General features: G+C 60.0%; 18 protein-coding genes. 4 read left to right on the top strand and 14 right to left on the bottom strand.

Annotation, left to right across the window (positions count from 1 at the left end):
- Positions 1-244: 244 nt before the first annotated feature.
- The 9 genes from E2K80_RS08790 to E2K80_RS08750 all read right to left on the bottom strand — a co-directional run bounded on the left by E2K80_RS08790 (position 245) and on the right by E2K80_RS08750 (position 8,939).
- Positions 245-982 carry a nucleoside phosphorylase gene (locus E2K80_RS08790; protein WP_210405448.1) on the bottom strand — a complete coding sequence of 246 codons (738 nt, stop codon included), beginning with the start codon at positions 980-982 and terminating at the stop codon, positions 245-247.
- The gene (locus E2K80_RS08785) at positions 979-1,815 is read right to left on the bottom strand and encodes a carbohydrate kinase family protein (RefSeq protein ID WP_135374648.1); all 837 of its coding nucleotides are present in this window, start codon (positions 1,813-1,815) and stop codon (positions 979-981) included. Before E2K80_RS08785 ends, E2K80_RS08790 begins: the two co-directional genes overlap by 4 nt.
- Positions 1,812-2,366, bottom strand: coding sequence for a cysteine hydrolase family protein (locus E2K80_RS08780; protein WP_135374646.1), 555 nt, complete (start codon positions 2,364-2,366; stop codon positions 1,812-1,814). The genes E2K80_RS08785 and E2K80_RS08780 overlap by 4 nt, the downstream gene beginning before the upstream one ends.
- Positions 2,363-3,256, bottom strand: coding sequence for an ABC transporter permease (locus E2K80_RS08775; RefSeq protein WP_210405447.1), 894 nt, complete (start codon positions 3,254-3,256; stop codon positions 2,363-2,365). Before E2K80_RS08775 ends, E2K80_RS08780 begins: the two co-directional genes overlap by 4 nt.
- The gene (locus tag E2K80_RS08770) at positions 3,246-4,304 is read right to left on the bottom strand and encodes an ABC transporter permease (RefSeq protein WP_168193142.1); all 1,059 of its coding nucleotides are present in this window, start codon (positions 4,302-4,304) and stop codon (positions 3,246-3,248) included. Before E2K80_RS08770 ends, E2K80_RS08775 begins: the two co-directional genes overlap by 11 nt.
- Positions 4,301-5,848, bottom strand: a complete 1,548-nt coding sequence (locus E2K80_RS08765) for an ABC transporter ATP-binding protein (protein WP_168193141.1) — start codon at positions 5,846-5,848, stop codon at positions 4,301-4,303. The genes E2K80_RS08770 and E2K80_RS08765 overlap by 4 nt, the downstream gene beginning before the upstream one ends.
- A 95-nt stretch (positions 5,849-5,943) precedes the next feature.
- Positions 5,944-6,975 (bottom strand): BMP family lipoprotein, encoded by a 1,032-nt coding sequence (locus E2K80_RS08760; RefSeq protein ID WP_135374639.1) that lies wholly within the window; start codon positions 6,973-6,975, stop codon positions 5,944-5,946.
- Between the two features lie 10 nt (positions 6,976-6,985).
- Positions 6,986-7,777 carry a GntR family transcriptional regulator gene (locus tag E2K80_RS08755; RefSeq protein ID WP_135374637.1) on the bottom strand — a complete coding sequence of 264 codons (792 nt, stop codon included), beginning with the start codon at positions 7,775-7,777 and terminating at the stop codon, positions 6,986-6,988.
- Positions 7,778-8,015: 238 nt separating this feature from the next.
- On the bottom strand, positions 8,016-8,939 hold the full coding sequence (locus E2K80_RS08750; RefSeq protein WP_135374635.1) for a LysR family transcriptional regulator: 924 nt from the start codon (positions 8,937-8,939) through the stop codon (positions 8,016-8,018).
- A gap of 106 nt (positions 8,940-9,045) precedes the next feature.
- Here E2K80_RS08750 and E2K80_RS08745 point away from each other — a divergent pair, with 106 nt between their 5' ends.
- The 4 genes from E2K80_RS08745 (at position 9,046) to E2K80_RS08730 (ending at position 13,989) form a co-directional block, all read left to right on the top strand.
- A complete protein-coding gene (locus tag E2K80_RS08745; RefSeq protein WP_238475702.1) occupies positions 9,046-10,572 on the top strand; it encodes an ABC transporter substrate-binding protein in 1,527 nt (508 codons plus the stop codon).
- An 82-nt stretch (positions 10,573-10,654) separates the two neighbouring features.
- Complete coding sequence (locus E2K80_RS08740; RefSeq protein WP_135374633.1) at positions 10,655-11,569, top strand: carbohydrate ABC transporter permease; 915 nt, start codon at positions 10,655-10,657, stop codon at positions 11,567-11,569.
- The gene (locus tag E2K80_RS08735; protein WP_135374631.1) at positions 11,566-12,438 is read left to right on the top strand and encodes a carbohydrate ABC transporter permease; all 873 of its coding nucleotides are present in this window, start codon (positions 11,566-11,568) and stop codon (positions 12,436-12,438) included. Before E2K80_RS08740 ends, E2K80_RS08735 begins: the two co-directional genes overlap by 4 nt.
- Positions 12,439-12,456: 18 nt before the next feature.
- A complete protein-coding gene (locus tag E2K80_RS08730; RefSeq protein ID WP_135374628.1) occupies positions 12,457-13,989 on the top strand; it encodes a sulfatase family protein in 1,533 nt (510 codons plus the stop codon).
- Between the two features lie 228 nt (positions 13,990-14,217).
- Here E2K80_RS08730 and E2K80_RS08725 read toward each other — a convergent pair whose 3' ends face one another.
- The 5 genes from E2K80_RS08725 to E2K80_RS08705 form a co-directional block, all read right to left on the bottom strand.
- Positions 14,218-15,294: an ABC transporter ATP-binding protein gene (locus E2K80_RS08725; protein ID WP_135374624.1), complete on the bottom strand. Its 1,077-nt coding sequence runs from the start codon at positions 15,292-15,294 to the stop codon at positions 14,218-14,220.
- Positions 15,291-16,406, bottom strand: a complete 1,116-nt coding sequence (locus E2K80_RS08720) for a 1,4-beta-xylanase (protein WP_135374589.1) — start codon at positions 16,404-16,406, stop codon at positions 15,291-15,293. The genes E2K80_RS08725 and E2K80_RS08720 overlap by 4 nt, the downstream gene beginning before the upstream one ends.
- 85 nt (positions 16,407-16,491) lie before the next feature.
- Entirely contained in the window at positions 16,492-17,775 is a 1,284-nt protein-coding gene (locus E2K80_RS08715; protein ID WP_168193140.1) for an extracellular solute-binding protein, read from the bottom strand.
- A 34-nt stretch (positions 17,776-17,809) separates the two neighbouring features.
- A complete protein-coding gene (locus E2K80_RS08710; RefSeq protein WP_135374585.1) occupies positions 17,810-18,649 on the bottom strand; it encodes a carbohydrate ABC transporter permease in 840 nt (279 codons plus the stop codon).
- Positions 18,649-19,719: a carbohydrate ABC transporter permease gene (locus E2K80_RS08705; protein WP_135374583.1), complete on the bottom strand. Its 1,071-nt coding sequence runs from the start codon at positions 19,717-19,719 to the stop codon at positions 18,649-18,651. The genes E2K80_RS08710 and E2K80_RS08705 overlap by 1 nt, the downstream gene beginning before the upstream one ends.
- Between the last annotated feature and the right edge of the window lie 85 nt (positions 19,720-19,804).

The following is a 19,804-nucleotide window of genomic DNA, read 5'->3' as shown; positions in this document are numbered from 1 at the left end:
TTGATCAAATCTTGTTCTGTGCGAAAGGTCATTCCTGAAAGCCAAGGGGGTCTTGGGATGTCATGGTTGCTTTTGAGACCGTTGCCCCACAAGCCAGTCCGGTGAACACGCCCTGCCAAGTGACTGCTTTCTCGGAGTTTTTGTGATGCAAGATATTTAAGGTGTTTCGAGAAGTGCTTTAATACCCTGAAGGGTAAGGTGGTTCTGGCAGTTCGACCCCCTCGATCTCATGTCGATTACCCTCTCACCCTTTCGCGGTCATCGCATCAAGGGCGATGCGGAACATCTGCATTTCGCCCTGGGCCAAAAGCTCAGGCATCAGTTTCTTCTGGTTGATCCCATTGACGGTACCCAGACAGAATGAGGCGCAGGACACATCCAGCGCTTCTGCCGCGGTCAGAAGTGCCGAGGTTTCCATATCGGCGGCCAGAACCCCGCCATCGCGCAGCATTGCCCGGGTTTCGCCGGCGCGTTTATGGCCTGCCGCATCAATCCCGAACATATCGCGGTAGAAGGCATCAAAGGTGGCGAAGATGCCGGTTTTCGGGGCCGCCCCCCGTTTGGCGGCCGAGGCCACAAGGGTTTGCACAAGCGCCGGATCCGCGACCGGGGGGGCGTCGGATATGGTATAGGCCGCCGATGTCCCTTCAAAGGACAGGGCCGAGGCGCTGATCACGAAATCACCGGGCAGGGCGGGGGGGAAATACATGGCGGTGCCGATCCGCAGAAAGGTTTTGATCCCCAGATAGGCCAGTTCATGCAGAACAATCGTGGCGATCGGGGCCCCCATGCCGAAGGCGGCGATGGTGACCCGTTGCCCGTTATAATTGCCCGTCACGGTTTTCAGCCCGCGCGTTTCCGGCAGGAAATCGGGGGCCTCCAGCAAGTCAGCAATACGGGAAACACGGGCCGGATCGCCGACCAGAATCGCACTGTTCCCGATCTTGTCGGCGCTATGTCCAAGGTACCAGGCGGTTTTCACGAGTTGGTTTCCCTTCGTCTTTTGGTCAACATGTGGCTCACGGCGGCAATGCCCTGACCGGCTGCATATGTGGCGTCGGTGATGCCGGTCATCTCGGCGGCGATATACCCGCCTGCGAAACAATCGCCCGCGCCGGTATTGTCCCGGATGGCCACCGGGGTGACGGGCAGGGTCTGGGTGGTGCCGTCCTGTTCAATCGTCACACCTCCCGGCCCCAGGGTCTGAAGGATGGTCGCCCCGGTTCCGGTGATCATCGACCGTTCGGCCTTGCTGCAGAAAATCACATCGGCACTGTCTTGCAGCCGGGCGATGATCCTGGGGGTGAAACAGGCCGGGTCATTCTTGACGGCCCAGTATAGCCGGGCTCCGGCCGGGCGCAGGGCCAGAATTTCCTCCAGCAGATGCGGCGGGCCGACGGTGATGCAAAGATGGCTGGCCAGAGAGATTGCCCGGCGCTGCGGGTCGGTCAACTGCTCGGCCCCGGCGGGGCCGGGATCATAGAGACAGGCACAACTGCCATCCGCCTGATAGGCCATCACCGCAGAGGGGGATTTCGCCCCGGCTATGGTCGATACGCCATCGGTGTCGATGCCCGAATCTGTCAGGCAGTTTAGCAGGCTGCTCCCCGCCGCATCATTGCCAAGCCACATGACCGGCGTGACCCTTGCCCCCATAAGGGTTGCCTGTGTCGCAATATAGGTCGGGCAGCCGCCCGCGCGCGGCCAGGCATATGGCGTGCGCTTGCACAGCGTTGTCCGGTCGCCCGCAATCTGGCCCTTCAATTGCAGAACGTAATCCAGGCTGGCATATCCGGTGACGACAAGATGGGTCATCGAAGCATCTCCAGCGCGTCGGACTGGCCGATCACATGGCCCAGATAGCGGGCGATATCTTCCAGCGCCGCCTCTCCCAGATGGGGGCGGTTGGTGTTCACCGCGTCGCGGACCACATGAACCTCGAACCCGTTTGCAAACCCGTCCTGTGCCGTTGCGCGGATACAGACATTGGTTTTCACACCGCAGAGGATCAGCCTGCGCACTGCCTGTTCGCGCAGAAACAGGGTCAGATCGGTGCCGAAAAACGCGCTGTAACGGCGCTTGACGATCTCGACCTCGCGCTTGCGGCCCCGGGGGCCGAAGCCGTCGTAATAAGCGGCATTGAAGCTGCCGCTTAAGGAATGCACCGGCAGGTGGATCTGCTCGAAATCCTCGAACCCCTCACGGTGCCTGTCGGCCACATGCACGATCACCGCACCCGTGGCATCGGCCTGTGCGATCAGGGCCTGCACATTGCCGATGATATCGGCGGCTGCGGGATAGGTGTTTTCGCCGGATGGATGCAGAAACCCGTTCTGCATATCAATGACGATCAGGGCCGTGTTCATATCATCGTCTTTCGTTTTGCGCGGATGCTGGTGAAGATCAGGGCCAGAAGGACCATCAGATAAGGGATCATGCCGATCAGTTTCGGCGGAAAGCCCGTGGTTTGCAGGCGAATCTGGCTGGCATCGAGAAAGCCGAACAGCAGACAGGCCATGGCGGTCTGAAATGGTCTGTCCCGCCCGAAATAAAAGGCGGCCAACGCGATGAAGCCGCGCCCGGCGGTCAGCCCCTCGTTGAAAAGGCCAAGCGAGGCCAGCGCCAGATGCGCGCCTGCCAGCCCGGCAAAGGCCCCGGCAAAAGCGGTGGAGGCATCCTGTATCGTCGGGCCATCAAGCCCCAGGGCGCGGATGACCTGCGGGGCATTGCCGGTCGCCCTGATCCAGAGACCGGCCCTGGTATTGGCCAGAAGGAAGGGCAGGGCCAGAACCGTGGCCCAGGACAGAAGGGTCAGCGGGTCAAGATCGGCCAGGGCCGGACCGATCACCGGCAGCCTGTCGATGGCCTGCGGCAGGATATGGGGCAGCAGCACCACATCGGGTTGCCTGAGCGTACCTGAAGAGGAAAACACCCAGGCCAGGATAAACCCGATGGCACCGGCCACCAGCACGTTCAGCCCCAGCCCCGCCACGATCATATTGGCGCGCGCGCGGGTGATGGTCAGCGAAAACACCCAGCCGATACCGGCCCCGGTCAGCGCTGCGGCCAGACAGGCCAGCAGCCAGCTTTGCGTTGCCGATGACACGATCACCGCCACAAAGGCGCCTGCCAGCATCTTCGCCTCAAGCCCGATATTCACGATCCCCGCCTGCCGGTTCACCAGACCGCCCATGGCGGCCAGCAGGATCGGCGTGGTCAGGACAAGGGTGGATACGAGGATCTGTTCAATCAGCATATTGACCGCCCCCCGTTTTGCCGCCTGTCTTCCGGCGGTGCAGAATATGGCCGATCTCAACCACCGCGAAGATCATCACCGTGCCCTGAATGATGTTCACCAGATCCAGCGGTATGTCCGAGAAAAGCTGAATCGTTGTCCCGGCCGAGGCCAGCGCGCCGAACAGCACCGCACCCAGGGCAATCCCGACCGGTGTGTTCCGGCCCAATAATGCCACAGCCATGCCGGTGAACCCGTAACCGGGCGAAAACCCGTCACTGAACCGGTGCATCTGGCCCAGCCCGTGCACGGCCCCGCCAAGGCCCGCCAGAATGCCTGACAGCACCATGACCAGAATGATCATGCGCGGCACCGAGATGCCGACCGCGCGGGAAAACCGTTTGTTCAGCCCGACCAGCGCCCCCTCAAACCCCGACGGGGTGCGGACGCACCAGAGCCCATAGGCCGCAACGCAGATCAGCCCGATCAGAAACCCCGCATGGAGCGTGGAGGGTGGCATCAGGCGGGGCAGGAACGCGGCCTCATGGATCAGGGGCGTGACATTATTCCCCGAAACCGGCGACAGCAGCGGCCCATTCACCAGATAGCCGGTGATCGCGGCGGCAATGAAGTTCAGCATCAGGGTCGAGACGACCTCATCCACCTCATATCTGGCCAGCAGAGCCCCGGGCAGATACAGCCAGATCGCCCCCAACAGGGCCGCGAAAGCCAGGCAGATCGGCACCAGCGCAAGGCCCAGAGAGGCGGGCAGGGTAAACCCCAGAAACACCGCGCCCAGACCCCCCACCAGAAACGCACCCTCCACCCCCACATTGAACACGCCCGATCGAAAGCAGATCGCCGTGGCGGTGGCGGTGAACAGCAGGGGCGTGGCTGCCGACAGGGTGGCCGCGAGCCGCAGGGCATTGCCAAACGCCTCACCCGCCATCAGCGAAAAAACCGCAAACGGGTTTTCGCCGATCCCCAGCAGGACAAGACCGCTGATCACGAAAGAGACCGCAAGCGGCAGGGCCAGCCCGATACTGTTTTGCAGGGCGGCCCCTTTCATCCGGCGGCCCCCACCATCATCCGGCCGATCTCGGCCCGCCCGGTCTGCGGGTCGCTTACGCATCCGGCCACGGCGCCATCGGCCAGAACGATGATCCGGTCTGACAAAGCCTGCAACTCGTCCAGTTCCTCGGAGGCCAGCAGCACCGCGCCGCCGGCTTCGCGAAAATCGCGGATCACATTGTGGATCGCGGCAATCCCGTTCAGATCGACGCCCCTTGTGGGTTGCGAGGCGATCAGCAGGGCGGGCTGCCCGGCACTTTCGCGGGCGAAGACCAGTTTTTGCTGATTGCCGCCTGACAGGCTGTCGGCAGTATCGCGCAGGCGGTCATAGGTGACGGCCAGCGCGGCCAGCCGATCCCTGGCCACCCGGCGCATGGCCGCGCGGTTGAGAAAACCGGCCTTCGCGATGGGGGGGCTGCGATGGCTGCCTGCGATCACATTGGTTTCGATACTGGCCCCAGGCGTCAGCCCCTCATTCTTCCGATCAGCACTGATATAGGCCAGGCCCTGCTGGCGCCGCGCAAGGGGGGTGTCATGGCTGATATCATGGCCTTTGAAGACAATGCTGCCCGCGTGACTGCCCCGTAACCCGGCAATGCATTCGACCAGTTCCACCTGCCCATTGCCCGCTATGCCCGCCAGCCCGAGGATTTCACCGGCATGGAGCGTCAGCGAGATATCCTGCAGGGCCTGGGATTTTTCCAGTGACGGGGCAGACAGGCCGCGTGTTTCCAGCACCATTTCGGTTTCAGGGGGCTTTGGCCGAGCTTTTGCGGGGAGGGCATCGCCGGTATCGCGCATGATATGGGTGGCGATCTCCCCGGCGCTGGTCCGGGCTACGGGTCTCTGGAAAACCGTTTCCCCCTGCCGGATGACGGTCACCTGATCGGCCAGTGCCATCACCTCGTTGATCTTGTGGCTGATGAACAGGATCGTGGCGCCGGTCTCGCGCAGGTTGCGCAACAGGGCAAACAGGTCCTCAACCTGGGGCGGGGCCAGAACAGCGGTGGGTTCATCCAGGATCAACACGGTGCAGTCGCGGCGCAGAAGCCGGATGATCTCGACACATTGCAGAATGTGAACCGGCACGCCTGAGGTGCGGCGCTGCCAGTCGATCCGGGCGCCGATCCGTGTTGCCAGCTCCTGCCCCCGGGTCTCTGCCGCGCGCCAGTCTATGCGGGAGAAGGGCCCCCGGGGCCGGGTCACGGGTTCATCCCCCAGCACCAGATTTTCCAGCAGCGTCAGATCGGGCGCCATCATGAATTCCTGATGCACCATGCCGATGCCGCGCGCCAGCGCATCGCGCGGGCCGCGCAGGCAGACCGGGGCATCGTCAATTATGACATGGCCCCGATCCGGCGGCTCAACCCCCTGCAGCATGCGCATCAGGGTGGATTTCCCCGCGCCGTTCTCGCCGACGATGGCATGAATTTCACCCGGGGCCAGTGCCAGTGAAATACCACGATTGGCCTGAACCGGGCCGTAGGATTTATGAAGGTTCTCTGCCCCAAGCGCGACAGAGATGGCTGGTCGCATCGCCATAACCGGCATGGCCTTTCATGAAATGTCGGGACGCGCGTCTTTGCGGGCATATGTGGTGCTGGCCACACCCGCGCCCCGGATAAGCGCCGATGGCCCTAATTGGTGAAGAAATCCGGGTAGCCCATTGTGGAGACGTCCCAAACCTCGATTTCCCCGGCTATGATATCGCTGCGCATACCGTCGACACGCTCAAGATAGGCGGCGGGAATACGGTCCCGCGTATGGGTCATGTCAGACAGGGCAACGCCGTTTTCGGCCAGACCGAAACTGATCACCTCACCGCCGGGGAAACTGCCCCCGGCATAGGCCGTGATGATCCCGTCAACGGCAACATCGACCCGTTTGATCATCGAGGTCAGAACATGGCCCGGGGCCAGACCATCCTGATCGGTATCCACGCCGATGGCATAATGGCCGCGCGTGGCCGCCGCCTCGATGATGCCGATGCCGGTGCCGCCGGCCACCTGATAGACGATATCGGCCCCCTGATCGAACATCGCATTGGCCATCTGCGCGCCGCGCGCCGGGTCGCCAAAGCTGTCCGCATAGGCCACGATCACGTCAATATCCGGGTTCACGGCCTCGGCCCCCTGAATGAAGCCGACAATGAACTTGTCGATGCCCGGGGCCTGAAACCCGCCGATCACCCCCAGAACCGGGGCCTCGTTGATCCCCTCGATCGAGCTGTCCACCGTTACCTGCGCGGCCAGCGCGCCCGCCAGGAACGAACCTTCATGTTCCGCAAAGACAACCGAGGCGATGTTGTCGCCCGCGCGGGTCTGGTTCATGATCACCCAGTCGGTCTCGGCGTAATCGCGGGCCAGCATCTCCATCGGCTCGCCATGAATCCATTCCAGGCTGATCACCAGACCGAACCCGACATCGGCGGCGCGTCGCATGATCTCTTCTCCCTGGGCCACCACATCGGCGGATTCAATCGGGCGGCCCTCCAGCCCGGTGCTGGCCAGGCCCGCCTCGAACCCGGCAAAGGCGGTGTCGTTCCACGACCCGTCGCCCAGACCGCCCTGGGCGACGATCATCGCAACCGGCCGGTCTTCGGCGCCAGCGGCCCCGGCGGCCAGCAGGGCCATGCCAGAGGCGGTCAGCGCCTTGAATAGATGTGTCATTGTAATTCTCCTAGCTGTCGGTATCGGGAGTGTTTTTGGATTTTATCTGGAAGGGAATCTGATGGGCGATGCCGCGCAGCAGAGAGACCTCATAAGCGTAATACCCGCTTTGATAGATGGCCTCTGTCACTTCGATCAGGCGGCCAAAGCGATCCGTGCTGCGCCGGTTGACGACCATCACGGCCGCTGGCGGGGGCATCGACAGGGCTTGCATCTCGTTCGGCAAGGCAAGGCGGGAGGTGATTTTTTCTTCGGCATTGGTGACCTGAATCCCTCCCGCCTCGAATGCCGCATAAAGAGAGAAATCCGTGATGCCCCGATCGGTCATGCGGCTGGCATAGGCGGGCGGAATTTTGTCCATCACGGTGTTCGGGATGACCGACACATGCAGGGAACTGGCGATATCATCCACCAGTCGCAACCGTGTCAGGCAGACCGCAGGTTCGAAACAGCCGACGGAATTGCATTGCGTCTCGCTGGCCGGTTTCATCGACAGAATTTTCTGGGTGGCCTGCTTTCCCTGGGCCGCGACGGTTTGCGAAAAGCTCATCAATCGCCCGGGTTCGCGGCGCAAAGAGGTGCGGGTCACAAATGTGCCCGCCCCCTGGCGCCGCACGGCGACGCCTTCTTTCACCAGCAGGTCAAAGGCCTTGACCACCGTTCCCCGGCTGATCGCGTAGATGCGGCAGAGTTCCTGTTCAGAGGGAAGACGATCCCCGGAAGCATAGGTGCCGTTCAGGATGTCGCTGCGGATCACATCGGCAAGTTGCTGATATCTGTGGGAGGAATCGGGTTGTTGCATCCGATTATGAAAGATTCGACCAGTTGACTAGTCAAGTATTTTGCAGCCATCCGATCCGTTCCCCCGGAAGGTGCGTGCAGATTGCGCATTTATTATACGATCTCTCTGCAATCCGGTCCTCTCTGTAATCCGGTCGGTCCGCTCGGTCCGTGCCGGGCTTGGCTGTGAGTTCTCCCGGTTATTCACGCGCGGCCTTTCTGAAACACTGACGTTTGCAACAACCGGGCTTTTCGGGCGGTCACGCCTCTTTGTGAAAGCCAAGCGCGCGGATCTGTCTGTCGGCCAGATCGCATAGCAATGTGAACGGCGCGCTGCCGCTGAGGCTGCGGCGATAGATCATGCCGGACTGGAACGAGGCTTTTGCGGCCTGTGTCGCGACCGCGCTGATCCCGGCCCCGAAGCTGGAGGTGATGAAGCTGCTTGGCAGGAAGGACAGATAATCCCCGCGCCGCAACAGCTCAAGCGCCGTCAACATGTTCTCGCAATGCAGGTCCGCCTGCTTTTTCTTGCCGGTCTCGGCGGCGATCATCTCCATGATCATATCCAGATAGGCGACATCGCTTTGATAAGACAGCCAGGAACAGTCGAGCAGGTCCTGCGCCCCGATCCCGGGAAGGGCATGGATCGGATGGGTCTTGCGGGCGACAACGGTAAGGCTGGATGTGAATATGGGGGTGCGGACCAGAAACGAGGACAACCCTTCCTGGCGCTGAAACCCGCCGCAGAAGATGTCGATCTCGCCACTATGCAGCAGGGGGATCGCCTCGGTATAGCTCAGGGATCGCATGGCGAGGGTCAGCCTTGGATAGGCGCGCTGCATCTGTGCGACCGCACCGGGCAGGATAGAGGACATCCAGACCGGGGCACCGGCGATGTTCAGATGGCCGCTTTCCCCATCGCGCAATGTGGCGACATCGGTCCGGGCGAAGGCGCATTCGCGCAGGATGCTGCGGGCGTGTTCCGTGACACGTTCCCCCAGGGGGGTCAGGTGCACACCGCGTCCGTGCCGGTCGAACAAGGGCGCGGCGGCGCTGCGTTCCAGCAGTTTGATGCTGCGGGTGATGGCCGGTTGCGTCAGCCCCAGATGTTCTGCTGCTTTGTGCAACGTGCCATGGTCCACAACGGCGACAAGGCGGGTGAGGTTTTCCAGGTTGTCAAACATATTGATAAGTTTTTGTTATCAATTACACCATTCTGTCAACTGGTGTTTAATGGTGACCCCTGTCACTGTTGCCGCAACATAAAGGTTGAACCGGGGAGGATTCATCATGTCTATCACGCGTATGCGCGGCCTGTCGCGCCGCCATTTCCTGCAATCATCTACAGCGGGGGCCGCCGCATTGGGTCTTGGCGCCGGGTTCGGCCTTGGCCCGGCCATGGCGCAGGGGATACCGGCGGCGATCAATGATATCGCATCGGGCGCCTCGTTGCGCTGGATCGACAGCGGCGATCAGAAAGCGGTGTTCTATCGCCAGTTCTTTGCGGAATATGCCCAGGCGCGGGGGGTGGAGATCATCTATGATCCGCTGCCCTGGAACGAGATCGCGCAGGTCGTGCCGCTTGGGGTGCGCAACGACACGGCCCATGACGTGTTTGCCCTGCCGCAGAACATCAACCCGGCCGATGCCGTCGCCCAGGACTGGGTGCAGCCCTATGATGATTTCATTCCGGATATCGAGGCATGGAAAGCCGGGTTCCCGCAGGGCGCGTTCCTGCCCGGGATCAACGAGTTTGACGGCAAGACCTATGGCCTGCCTTTCACCTCGAACAAGCGCTACGGCACACATCTTCTGTTCAACCGCGCCTATATGGAGGCCGCCGGGTATGCCCCGGAAGATCAGCCCCTGACCTGGAGCGGGTTCCGCGACGCGGCCCGCAAGATCACCGAGGCCGGGGCAGGGCGCTATTACGGGTTCATCATCGGCGGCTCGCAACTGGGCCGCTGGGCGCAGACCGTGCGCAATATGGGCCGCATGGCGGGCGCAAGTGCTGGCGGGGACAGTGTGGTCGAGGCCGATATCGACTTCCGCACCGGGGAATATGTGTTCGACAGCGACGAATATATCGGCGCGGTGGAGCTTCTGATCGCGATGCAGGCCGATGGCAGCATCTTCCCCGGGGTGATGAGCATGAATGCACCGCAGGCGCGGGCCTTCATGCCGCAGGGGGCGGCGGGCATGATCCTGCAGGGCCCGTGGAATATCGGCGGATGGGAAGGGGAACATCCCGATTATGATTTCGGTGTCGCCTCGGGCCCGGTCCCCGATGAAGGCCCGACCGGCAAGCTGACCATCGGGCAGGGGGCTTTGGCGCCGAACACGATGTTCATGTACAAAAACTCGCCGAACGGGGCGATTGTGGGCGATATCTTCCACTATCTCGGCACGCTGGAGGGGCAGACCGCCTGGGCCAATATCGTCGGCGCGGGCGACCCGCCGATCTTCCCCGAGGCGCTTGAACATGCGGATATGTCGGACCGGTCCAAATTCGCGCTCAACATGTTCAATGAACAGATCCGCGTGGGGCCGAACCCGGTTGTCGGCAACAGCGACATTGCCCAGGTCATCGGGGCCTTCCAGGCGCCCGAGGTCAATTTCGCCCGGACCGTGCAAGGCCTTGTCGCCGGTGAACTGACCGGTGTGCGCGAACAGATGAGCGCCCTGAAAGACCGCTATAACGCAGCGCTTGATGCCGCTTTTGCAGAAGCAGGCGCTGCGGGCGCGCAGGTTGACCGGTCTGATCTGGTCTTCTCGAACTGGAACCCGGATGTCGATTTCGGCGCGTCGGATTACTGATACGTTCTCCCTCTGGGGGGTGCTGTGCAGACGCAGCACCCCCCTTTTTTGACTTTTCACCGCTATTCAGCAGAGTGTTCCCATGCGGCGTCGCACCTTCATTCACCGCTATCGCCATCAGTATCTGATGCTGCTGCCGGGGCTGGTGCTGGGCGGCATGTTTGTCTTCTACCCGATTGTGGCCGCCGTGTTTTTCGCGATGCAGGACTGGTCGGGCTTTAACGCCGACAAGGTTTTTGTCGGCTTTGCGAATTTCACCCGGTTGATGAGCGACCCGTTTTTCTGGGCGGCGTTTTCCCGGTCCTTGGTCTTTCTGCTGGGCACCGTGCCCATTCAGATGATCCTTGGGCTTGTGCTTGCGGTCATCCTCAACGACCGGTTGCTGAAACTGTCCAACCTGTTCCGCACCTTCATCTTTCTGCCGGTGGTCACGCCGGTGGCGGTGATCGGCATTGTCTGGACCTTCATGCTGTCGCCGTTCAACGGGCCGATCAACGGGTTCTTGCTGGATATCGGCCTGATTGCGCGCCCGGTGGATTTTCTGGGCTCATCCGACACGGTCATGCCCTCGGTGATCGGGGTCTATGTCTGGAAATGGCTGGGCATCACGGTGATCTACTGGCTGGCCGCGCTGCAGACCGTGCCATCGGATGTGTATGAGGCCGCGCGCCTCGACAATTGCAAGGGCGCCCGGCTGATCTGGTATGTGATCCTGCCCATCGTCGCGCCCTTTGCGGTGATGATCCTGCTGATTTCCGCAGTCGCGGCGCTCAACGTCTTTCCGCTGATCATGTCGATGACAAATGGCGGCCCGTTCTTCGCCTCGGAGGTGATGGAGATTTTCGTCTACCGCAAGGCCTTTGCCACCGGCGACGGGTCGATCCCCGAACTTGGCTATGCGGCGGCCGCAGGCGTGTTTTTCGGGCTTGTGGTGCTGGCGCTGACACTGTTGCAGGCGGTGATTGCGCGCCGCACCCGCCGGGGGCAGACCGCATGAAGCTTCCTGCCGCTCTCAGCCCGCGCCGCATCCTCTTTGGCAGTCACCGGCCCACGGCCCGGGTGGCGCTGGTCAGCCTTGGCCTTACCTGTTTGTGCCTGATCTGGATCTATCCGTTCCTGTGGATGATCTCGACCAGTCTCAAATCAACGGGTGAGATTTTCGCCGGCACCGGTCTCGTCCCGCAGGAGATCGTCTGGGAAAACTACAGCCGCGCCTGGGTCGAGGCCAATATGGGCCGCTATTTCTTCAATACGCTTTTCGTCACCCTGGGCTCGGTTGTGATCGTGACATTCTGCACCGCCACCATGGGCTATGTCCTGGGCCGTTACCGGTTTCCGGGCCGCAACATATTGTTCCTGGGCTTTGTCGCCACGGTGTTCATGCCGCAGGGCTTCACCATCATCCCGATTTTCGAACTGCTCAGCGCTTTGGGCCTGTCCTCCAACCTGATTGGTCTCACCATTGCGACCTCTGGCCATGCGATGGTGATTTTCGTTCTGCTGTTCGCGGGATATTTCAGCCAGTTGCCTGACGAACTGGAAGAGGCCGCGCGGGTCGAGGGGGTCAGTTTCTTCAGGATATTCTGGTATGTGATGCTGCCGCTGGCGCGCCCGATTGTGGTGACCGTGGTGATCATGCAGGTGCTGCACGCCTGGAATGATTTCCTGCTGCCGCTTGTCATCACCCTTGCCAACCCGGCGATCCGAACGCTGTCGGTCGGCATCTACGCCTTCAAGGGGGAGCAGTTTATCGACTGGTCCGGCATGGCGGCCGCGGCAACCATCTCGATCATTCCGATCGTCGTTCTGTTCATTCTTCTGCAACGCTATTTCGTCAACGGCCTTGCAGGGGCGGTCAAGGGTTAGGCAAGGGGCAGTCAGGGTATGAAGCGACCAAATATTCTCCTGATCACCACGGATCAGCAGCATTTCTCGGCGCTTGGCGTGGTGAATGACAAGATCAAAACCCCAAATCTCGACCGGCTTTGCGCGCGTGGAACCCGGTTTGACCGGGCCTATTGCCCAAGCCCTGTCTGCACGCCGTCGCGCGCCAGTATCATCACCGGGCTTTACCCCTCGCAGCACGGGGCCTGGACCATCGGGGTCAAACTGCCCGAAGAGGTGCCGACCCTTGGCGGGCATCTGTCAGAGGCGGGCTATAAGACCGGCCTGATCGGCAAGGCGCATTTCCAGCCCCTTGCCGGGGACAGCCTTGAGCGGCAGCCGACCCTGCGCGATATCCCCTTCTGGCGCGGCTTCAATGGCCCCCATTACGGGTTCGACCATGTGGAGCTTGTGCGCAACCACGCCGATGAATCCCATGTCGGGCAGCATTATGCGGCCTGGATGGAAGACAGGGGCCTGACCGACTGGCAGGACTATTTCCAGCCGCTGCCGGGTGTCAGCGCCAGCCATGCCCCGAAACAGGCCGCAGGCGCGCCCTATTGGGCCCGGCAGGATCGTCACTGGGCGCTGCCCGAGGCGCTGCATTACACCCCGTGGATTGGGGAACGCTCCTGCGCGTTCATCAAGGCCGCTGTTGCGGAAGAGGCGCCGTTCTTCCTCTGGACCAGTTTCCCGGACCCGCACCCGCCCTATACGGTGCCGGAGCCCTGGGCCTCAATGTATGACCCGGATGATATGAAACCCGGCGCGCTGGTGCCGGGAGAACATGACCGCAACCCGCCGCATTTCGCCATGACCCAGGAACAGGACCCGGATTTTTCCGCCTGGCATGACCCGCATGAGGCCCATGGCTGCGCCAGCCATCTTTACCCCCATGATGAGCTGAAAAAGGATATGGCGGTCTATTACGGCATGATGAGCTTCCTTGATCAGGAGGTCGGCCGGATTCTGGATCATCTCGACGATCTTGGCATCGCCGATGAGACGCTGATCGTGTTCACCACCGATCACGGGCATTTTCTGGGGCAGCACGGTCTGGTGGCCAAGGGGCCGTTTCACTATGAAGACATGCTGCGCATTCCGTTCATCGTGTCCTGGCCCGGCAAGGTCCCGCAGGGGCAGGTCAGCGAGGCGATCCAGAGCCTTGTTGATCTGACGCCAAGTTTTCTGGAGGCCGCCGGTCTGGGGGCGCCGGATAATCTTCAGGGCGTATCGCAACTGGATGTCTGGACGGGGCAGGCCGCCTGCGCACGGGATTTCGCGATCTGCGAAAACCGCCATAACCCGCGCATGCCCCATGTGGTCAGCTATGTGAATGCGCGCCACAAGATCAGCGTCTATCGCGAGGGCGGGGAGGGGGAGCTGTTCGATCTTGACCGCGACCCGAGAGAATTGCGCAATCTCTGGTCCGAGCCGGAGGCAGCGGCCGTGAAACAGGCCATGCTTCAGGAAATGGTGCAGGGTTTCCTGAAATCCGAACCGATGAAAATGCCGAGGCTGGCCCAGGCATAAATCCGGCCCATGCGGTCACGCCGAATGCGATAGCGCGGGTCTGAAACTCTGCACCACATATATTTTGCGTGGAGGGCCGGGCCCTGCCCGGCGGGGCCGCCGGGCGGAAGGGGCATGCGGGGGCATTTACCTGTCGCCCGAAGCCGTTTTCCTTGAGGAAAACCAGTGGAAAACGCGCGTTTTCCGGCCCCTGGAGCGGTTTTCGATTCAGATCAAACGCAAACCGCTTCACCTGATCCGCGCGCCGGTCTCCTCATCAAACACCTGAATCGCCTCTGCCGATATCACGAGGTCAACCGGAACATCCGGCGTGATGTCCGCATCCGCCGGATATTGAACCGTCAGTTTTGCGCCACCCGGTGTTCTGCAATAGGCAATCTGGCTGCCCCCCAGATCTTCGATCAGATGGGGGGTGACAGTCAGTTTTGCGCCGGAGCCTGCATTCATGTTTTCCGGGCGGATGCCGATGACGACACGGGTCCCATCGGCAATGGTGACCGGCACGGAAATTTTGAAATCAGGGTCATTGTCCAGTGAGATCATGGTCTTGTCCGAGGATGTGCGGAGGGCTCTTGCCGCAAGAAACGACATTTTGGGTGTTCCCAGAAACCCGGCAACAAAGATGTTGTCAGGATCGAAATACAGTTCTCTGGGTGTGCCCACCTGTTCCAGGCATCCGTCGCGCAGAATGATAATCCGATCCGCCAGCGTCATCGCCTCGACCTGATCATGGGTCACATAGATCATCGTGCGGCCAAGGCGTTTATGCAGTTCGGTCAGCTCCAGCCGCATCTCGACGCGCAGTTCAGCGTCCAGATTTGACAGCGGTTCATCGAACAGAAACACGCCGGGGTCGCGAATGATCGCCCTGCCGATCGCGACCCGCTGTTTCTGCCCGCCGGACAGTTCAGAAGGCCGTCGGTCAAGATAGTCCCCAAGGCGCAGAATCTCTGCAACCTGTTTGATCTTGTCTTCCAGCTGCGCCTTGCTTGCCCCATGCACACGTGTGGCAAAGCCGATATTCTGCTCGACACTCATATGCGGGTAAAGCGCGTAGGACTGGAACACCATGGCCACTTTTCGCTTGCCCGGATCAAGCGATGTCACATCCTTGCCGTTGAAATGAATTTGGCCGGAATTGGCGCCCTCCAGACCGGATATGACCCTGAGCAGGGTCGATTTACCGCAACCCGATGGCCCGACGATGACAACAAATTCGCCATCTTCGATCTCGAGATTTATGTCTTTCAGAACCGGCAAACCGCCGAAAGATTTCTGAAGTGCCGTCGTCTTGATATGGGTCATGTTGTAAAACCAGCCGCGGTTCTGATGGTTTTGATTTCACTCGGATCATACGGCATTCCTTCGGGATGCAGCAGATCATGAAACCATTCACTGGCCTCACCACTTGCCTGCGGGTGGTCCGCAATGACTTTCGGCCAGGGGATATGGGTTTGTGACCGCCCTTTGACCAGGCCCCACTGAAACGCCCCGACCTCATGTTGGCGCAAGACCGGCAACTGGTCCTGAATCCGGCTCCCCATCGGGCGCGCCATCCATTCGGTACAGAAAAGCGGGCGCCCGAACTTGTTGAGATACGCAATCAGAACTTCCATCCTCTCGACGGTGACATATCCGTGGAAGGATATGATATCCGACATTTGCAGCATCGCCTGATCAATGGCATTTTGGTAAGGAATATCATCGGGGACAGTGACATTGTCAAAATCCCCATGGCGCCATGCCCCGGATGTCAGCGGATGTATCGGGTTCACATGAACCGCGGCGTCAAAAGCCTGCTTGAGGAAGTCCAGAGAATTGGGCTCTAACTCAGCTCTCACATCTCTGGTTGTTGCCGCGTTCAGGAAAATCGCGCCATTGCCGGGTTCGTTATAGATATCCCAGAACAGGATACGGGGGTCATCTTTGAATTTTCCGATGACATCCTGAAGAAAATCCAGACAGAATGACCATTGCGACCGGTCCATAACAATCTCGCGGCCCGGGCTGGCCAGGGCCCGCCCGTTATGCACGCCGGGTCTGGGGTCCGGTTGCAGATCGGCATTCGCGGGATCACCGGAAAATCCGCAATCGTCGAACAGGCAGGGCACAACCATGATGTTGTTGCGGCTGGCAATCTCAAGAAAGCTTTCGAATATCCGGGTTTGCCCGGCAATGTCATCAACCCATTGCAGATATTGCAGATTGACGCGCACGGCGTTCATGCCGACAGAGGCGGCCCATCCCAGTTCCCGGTTAATGGCCAGCGGATCATAGGTTTCCTTATGCCACATATCGACAAAGTTTACCGCGTAGCCGGGCAGGAAGTTACAGCCAACAATCCATGGATGAGATGCCTTCCATTGCCATGCTTTATCGGCATCCCAACGGGGATTGAGTGTCTCGTCATCTGTCATATGAGGTCTCTCTGAAAGCGGTCTGTATTATTTATAAAGGCAATGGAGGGCCCCGGCTGTGCTTTGGGGGCCCTCCATCTGTCGGTTACTGGTCGTCCAGAATGTCCTGAACGCCTTCATTGATCGACACCAGAGCCTCGTCAATCGGCACGTCCGCCAGATAGGTGGATTGCAGGATCGACTTGACCACGTCGCGGATGCTCCACGCCACGGTAGACCGGGGCAGGGACCGTGCGATCTCTGCCGAGCCGGCATATTCAGACCGGTGCGGCAGAGTGTTATAGGCCTCGCTGGCCAGAACCGATTCACGGACCGAGAGATGGCCGGTCTTGGCCCAGGCCAGATTGTTGTCATTCAGGAAGTCAAGAAACCCGATGGCGGCCTGATAGGTCTCGGGGTCGTTTGCCTGCAATGATGCCGGAATGGCCCAGGCATGGCTGCCGCCCCAGGTCGCGCCCACATCAAAAAGCGTAGGCTGTGTGGCGACATAATAGTCTGACAGGGCACTTTCCGGGTTTGCAGCCTCGGCGGTGAACTGGTCAACCACCCAGGTGCCGTTGATCAGAATACCCGCTTGCCCGTTGAAGAAATCAGCCTGAGCCGCCGGATAGTCATTGGTGGGGTTTGCAAAACCCTGTTCGACGATATCGACAATCAGCTGAACCGCATTATGCATTTCTTCGGTGTCGAAATTCGCTTCGTCATCAACGATCAGCTCGGCATTCTGCTGAAGCGCGAGCGCCACAACCACATGAGAGCCGATATTCCCGTTCAGATCCAGCGCCAGATAATTTACCCCGGTTGCCTCCTGGAACTGCTGTGCATGGGCCAGCAGCTCTTCGGGTGAACCGGGCAGGATCGGCGCACCATCCGCAACAAGGCCCGCCTGTTCCATCAGCTCCATGTTCACGTGCCAAAGAAGGGTGTGGAAATCCAGCGGTACGGCATAGATCGCGCCATTATGGCTGGAACCTTCCAGGGCGCGGTCTTCCCAGTCCTCGATATCAATACCCGCCGGTGCCAGATCTTCGGACATATCCGCCAGCAGACCGATATCGGCGAATTCGGGAATCCGGCTTTGATGGATCACATGAATATCAGGCGGCGTATTCGCCGCATATCCCGCTTTCATCTGGTCATAGAAACTGGCCCAGGCCACTTCGCGGGTTTCCATTGTGACGCCATTATCCGCCTCGGAATAGGCATTGATCAGGGCCTGAATGATGCAGGCCTCCCCGACCGCATTGGCGAAATCCGTGCCGGCATTCTCACACGCGCCGAAAAAGCGCGCGATCGACAGGGTTGTATCGGCCTGAACAGGCCCCACCATCCCGGCGCAGGCCGCCATCATAATCAAAGTTTTTTTCATCTTCTCCTCCATTTAGATGTTATTTTGTTTGTTTTCAGCCTTTTGAGCCGCCAAGCGCGATCGCCCTGACAACGTATTTCTGGAATATGAGATAGAAGACGATCACCGGGAGCGATGCAAAGATACCCGATGCCATCAACCGTCCCAAACCTTCGGTCTGCGCAAAATTTTCCTGCGATGACGCGATCCCAACTGCCAGCGTGTAATCGGCGGTTCTCTGGATGGCGACAAGCGGCCAGAGATAATCGTTCCACGCGTAAAGAAAGGTCACGATGGCCAGGGTGATCATCGCGGGCCGCATCAGCGGCAGAACAATGCTGAAGAAAATGCGCACCCGGCCGATGTCATCAATCATCGCCGCTTCTTCGATTTCGCGCGGCACACCGCGCATGAACTGATACATCAGAAACAGCCCGATGGGGGTTGCGATACGGGGAATGGCAAGCCCGTGATAGGTGTTCAGCCAGCCCAGATCGGCAAACATCGTGTACATCGGGATGAAAATCGCCTGCTCCGGCACCGCCAGGCCAATCAGGCAGAGCATCAGCAACACCCGCTTGAACGGAAAGTTCATCCTTGCAAAAGCATAACCCGCCGGTGCCGCAACAAGCAGAACACCCAGGGTGGTCATTACCGCAACGATCAGTGAATTCATGAACCAGCGCGGCGTATTGCTCAGCGACATGACGGCGGCATAATTGTCGAAGGTGAATTGCGCTGGGATCAGCCCAAAGGCCACATCCGTCGTGGTGCGTTGCAGCAGATCATTCGGCTGAAAGGACAGCGACAGCATCCACAGGATCGGCACCAGCCAGATGAAGGCGGGGATCGCCATCAAGGTGACGAAAAGCCTTGTATTTACATGTTTGCCCATCAGTCCCGCTGCCCCCGGACAATCAACACCTGCAGGATCGAAAACAGCGTGATGAACATCAGCAGCACGGTGGACATGGCCGTGGCCCGCCCCAGTTTGTTTTCCTGAAACCCGGTGTCATAGATCAACACGACCAGCGACTCGGTGGTTTCCACAGGGCCGCCATCTGTCATCAGCCTGACCTGACCGAAAATCTGAAAATGGGCGATCACGGCAAGCACCATCACCAATACGATTGCGTGGCGCAGATTGGGCAGTGTTATATAGAAAAATGTTCTGACCGGCCCGATATCATCAAGGCGGGCCGCATCATAGATTTCATCCGAGATATCCTGAAGCGCTGCAAGAAACAGCATCATGCTGATCCCGGTCCCCCACCAGACCGTCGCCATGATAATGCCTGCATCGGCAAAACCCTCTGTGGTCAGCCAGGCGATCGGTTCCAGTCCGAATCGCTCAAAAATGCCCGAGACCAGCCCCTGGTTGGGGGACAGCGCCAGTTTCCAGATCAGGGTCACAACCGTGACCGACAGAACCGTCGAGACGAAGAAAATTGTTCGAAAGACTGCAGCCGCCAGGGTTTGCCGGTTCAGCAGGACCGCAAGCACCAGGGCAACAGCGGTCACAAGCGGCACAATCCAGGCGACAAGAAACAGGGTATTCCCGACCCGGGGCCAGAACTGGCGATTATACCAGCGCCCGTCTTCCCCGGGGGCCCAGCCAATTACAAAGGCGGCCACCAGGGCAACAGCGGCCAGAAACCAGTATAACGTCCGGTCATGGGCATGTTTTGCACCTCTATAGGCCAGTAAGGCCGCAAGCGCGACAAGGCCGCCCTGCCACCAGGGCTTCTGCACGGCGCTCCATTCCATGTCCCGGCCCCAGAGAATGCGTTCATAGTTTCTGAAGCCGACAAACTCGACGGCATCGGGGTTCATCGCCACCCTGAGCAGATGCCAGTCATGCAGGGATATCCAGAACCCCTTGAGCATCGGATAAAACAGGAAAAGCCCATAGGCGATAAGAAAAGGGGCAAGAAAGACAAACGCTTGCCGCTCGGTACGTATCAAGATTTTTGCCCCCTGAATTATTAACTAAATATTTTACTAATATTATTTGATTGTCAACAGTCCACCTGCTGCTATGATATCCGCA

It is taken from the genome of Rhodophyticola sp. CCM32, from assembly GCF_004751985.1.
Classification (GTDB): Bacteria; Pseudomonadota; Alphaproteobacteria; order Rhodobacterales; family Rhodobacteraceae; genus Rhodophyticola.
This window is presented reverse-complemented; position numbering and strand designations above follow the sequence as displayed.

What these genes read in the sequence shown, in the direction of transcription:
- E2K80_RS08785 (WP_135374648.1), bottom strand. Translation starts at nt 1,815, where the DNA reads ATGACCCATCTTGTCGTCACCGGATATGCCAGCCTGGATTACGTTCTG.
- E2K80_RS08780 (WP_135374646.1), bottom strand. Translation starts at nt 2,366, where the DNA reads ATGAACACGGCCCTGATCGTCATTGATATGCAGAACGGGTTTCTGCAT.
- E2K80_RS08775 (WP_210405447.1), bottom strand. Translation starts at nt 3,256, where the DNA reads ATGCTGATTGAACAGATCCTCGTATCCACCCTTGTCCTGACCACGCCG.
- E2K80_RS08770 (WP_168193142.1), bottom strand. Translation starts at nt 4,304, where the DNA reads ATGAAAGGGGCCGCCCTGCAAAACAGTATCGGGCTGGCCCTGCCGCTT.
- E2K80_RS08765 (WP_168193141.1), bottom strand. Translation starts at nt 5,848, where the DNA reads ATGGCGATGCGACCAGCCATCTCTGTCGCGCTTGGGGCAGAGAACCTT.
- E2K80_RS08760 (WP_135374639.1), bottom strand. Translation starts at nt 6,975, where the DNA reads ATGACACATCTATTCAAGGCGCTGACCGCCTCTGGCATGGCCCTGCTG.
- E2K80_RS08755 (WP_135374637.1), bottom strand. Translation starts at nt 7,777, where the DNA reads ATGCAACAACCCGATTCCTCCCACAGATATCAGCAACTTGCCGATGTG.
- E2K80_RS08750 (WP_135374635.1), bottom strand. Translation starts at nt 8,939, where the DNA reads ATGTTTGACAACCTGGAAAACCTCACCCGCCTTGTCGCCGTTGTGGAC.
- E2K80_RS08745 (WP_238475702.1), top strand. Translation starts at nt 9,046, where the DNA reads ATGTCTATCACGCGTATGCGCGGCCTGTCGCGCCGCCATTTCCTGCAA.
- E2K80_RS08740 (WP_135374633.1), top strand. Translation starts at nt 10,655, where the DNA reads ATGCGGCGTCGCACCTTCATTCACCGCTATCGCCATCAGTATCTGATG.
- E2K80_RS08735 (WP_135374631.1), top strand. Translation starts at nt 11,566, where the DNA reads ATGAAGCTTCCTGCCGCTCTCAGCCCGCGCCGCATCCTCTTTGGCAGT.
- E2K80_RS08730 (WP_135374628.1), top strand. Translation starts at nt 12,457, where the DNA reads ATGAAGCGACCAAATATTCTCCTGATCACCACGGATCAGCAGCATTTC.
- E2K80_RS08725 (WP_135374624.1), bottom strand. Translation starts at nt 15,294, where the DNA reads ATGACCCATATCAAGACGACGGCACTTCAGAAATCTTTCGGCGGTTTG.
- E2K80_RS08720 (WP_135374589.1), bottom strand. Translation starts at nt 16,406, where the DNA reads ATGACAGATGACGAGACACTCAATCCCCGTTGGGATGCCGATAAAGCA.
- E2K80_RS08715 (WP_168193140.1), bottom strand. Translation starts at nt 17,775, where the DNA reads ATGAAAAAAACTTTGATTATGATGGCGGCCTGCGCCGGGATGGTGGGG.
- E2K80_RS08710 (WP_135374585.1), bottom strand. Translation starts at nt 18,649, where the DNA reads ATGGGCAAACATGTAAATACAAGGCTTTTCGTCACCTTGATGGCGATC.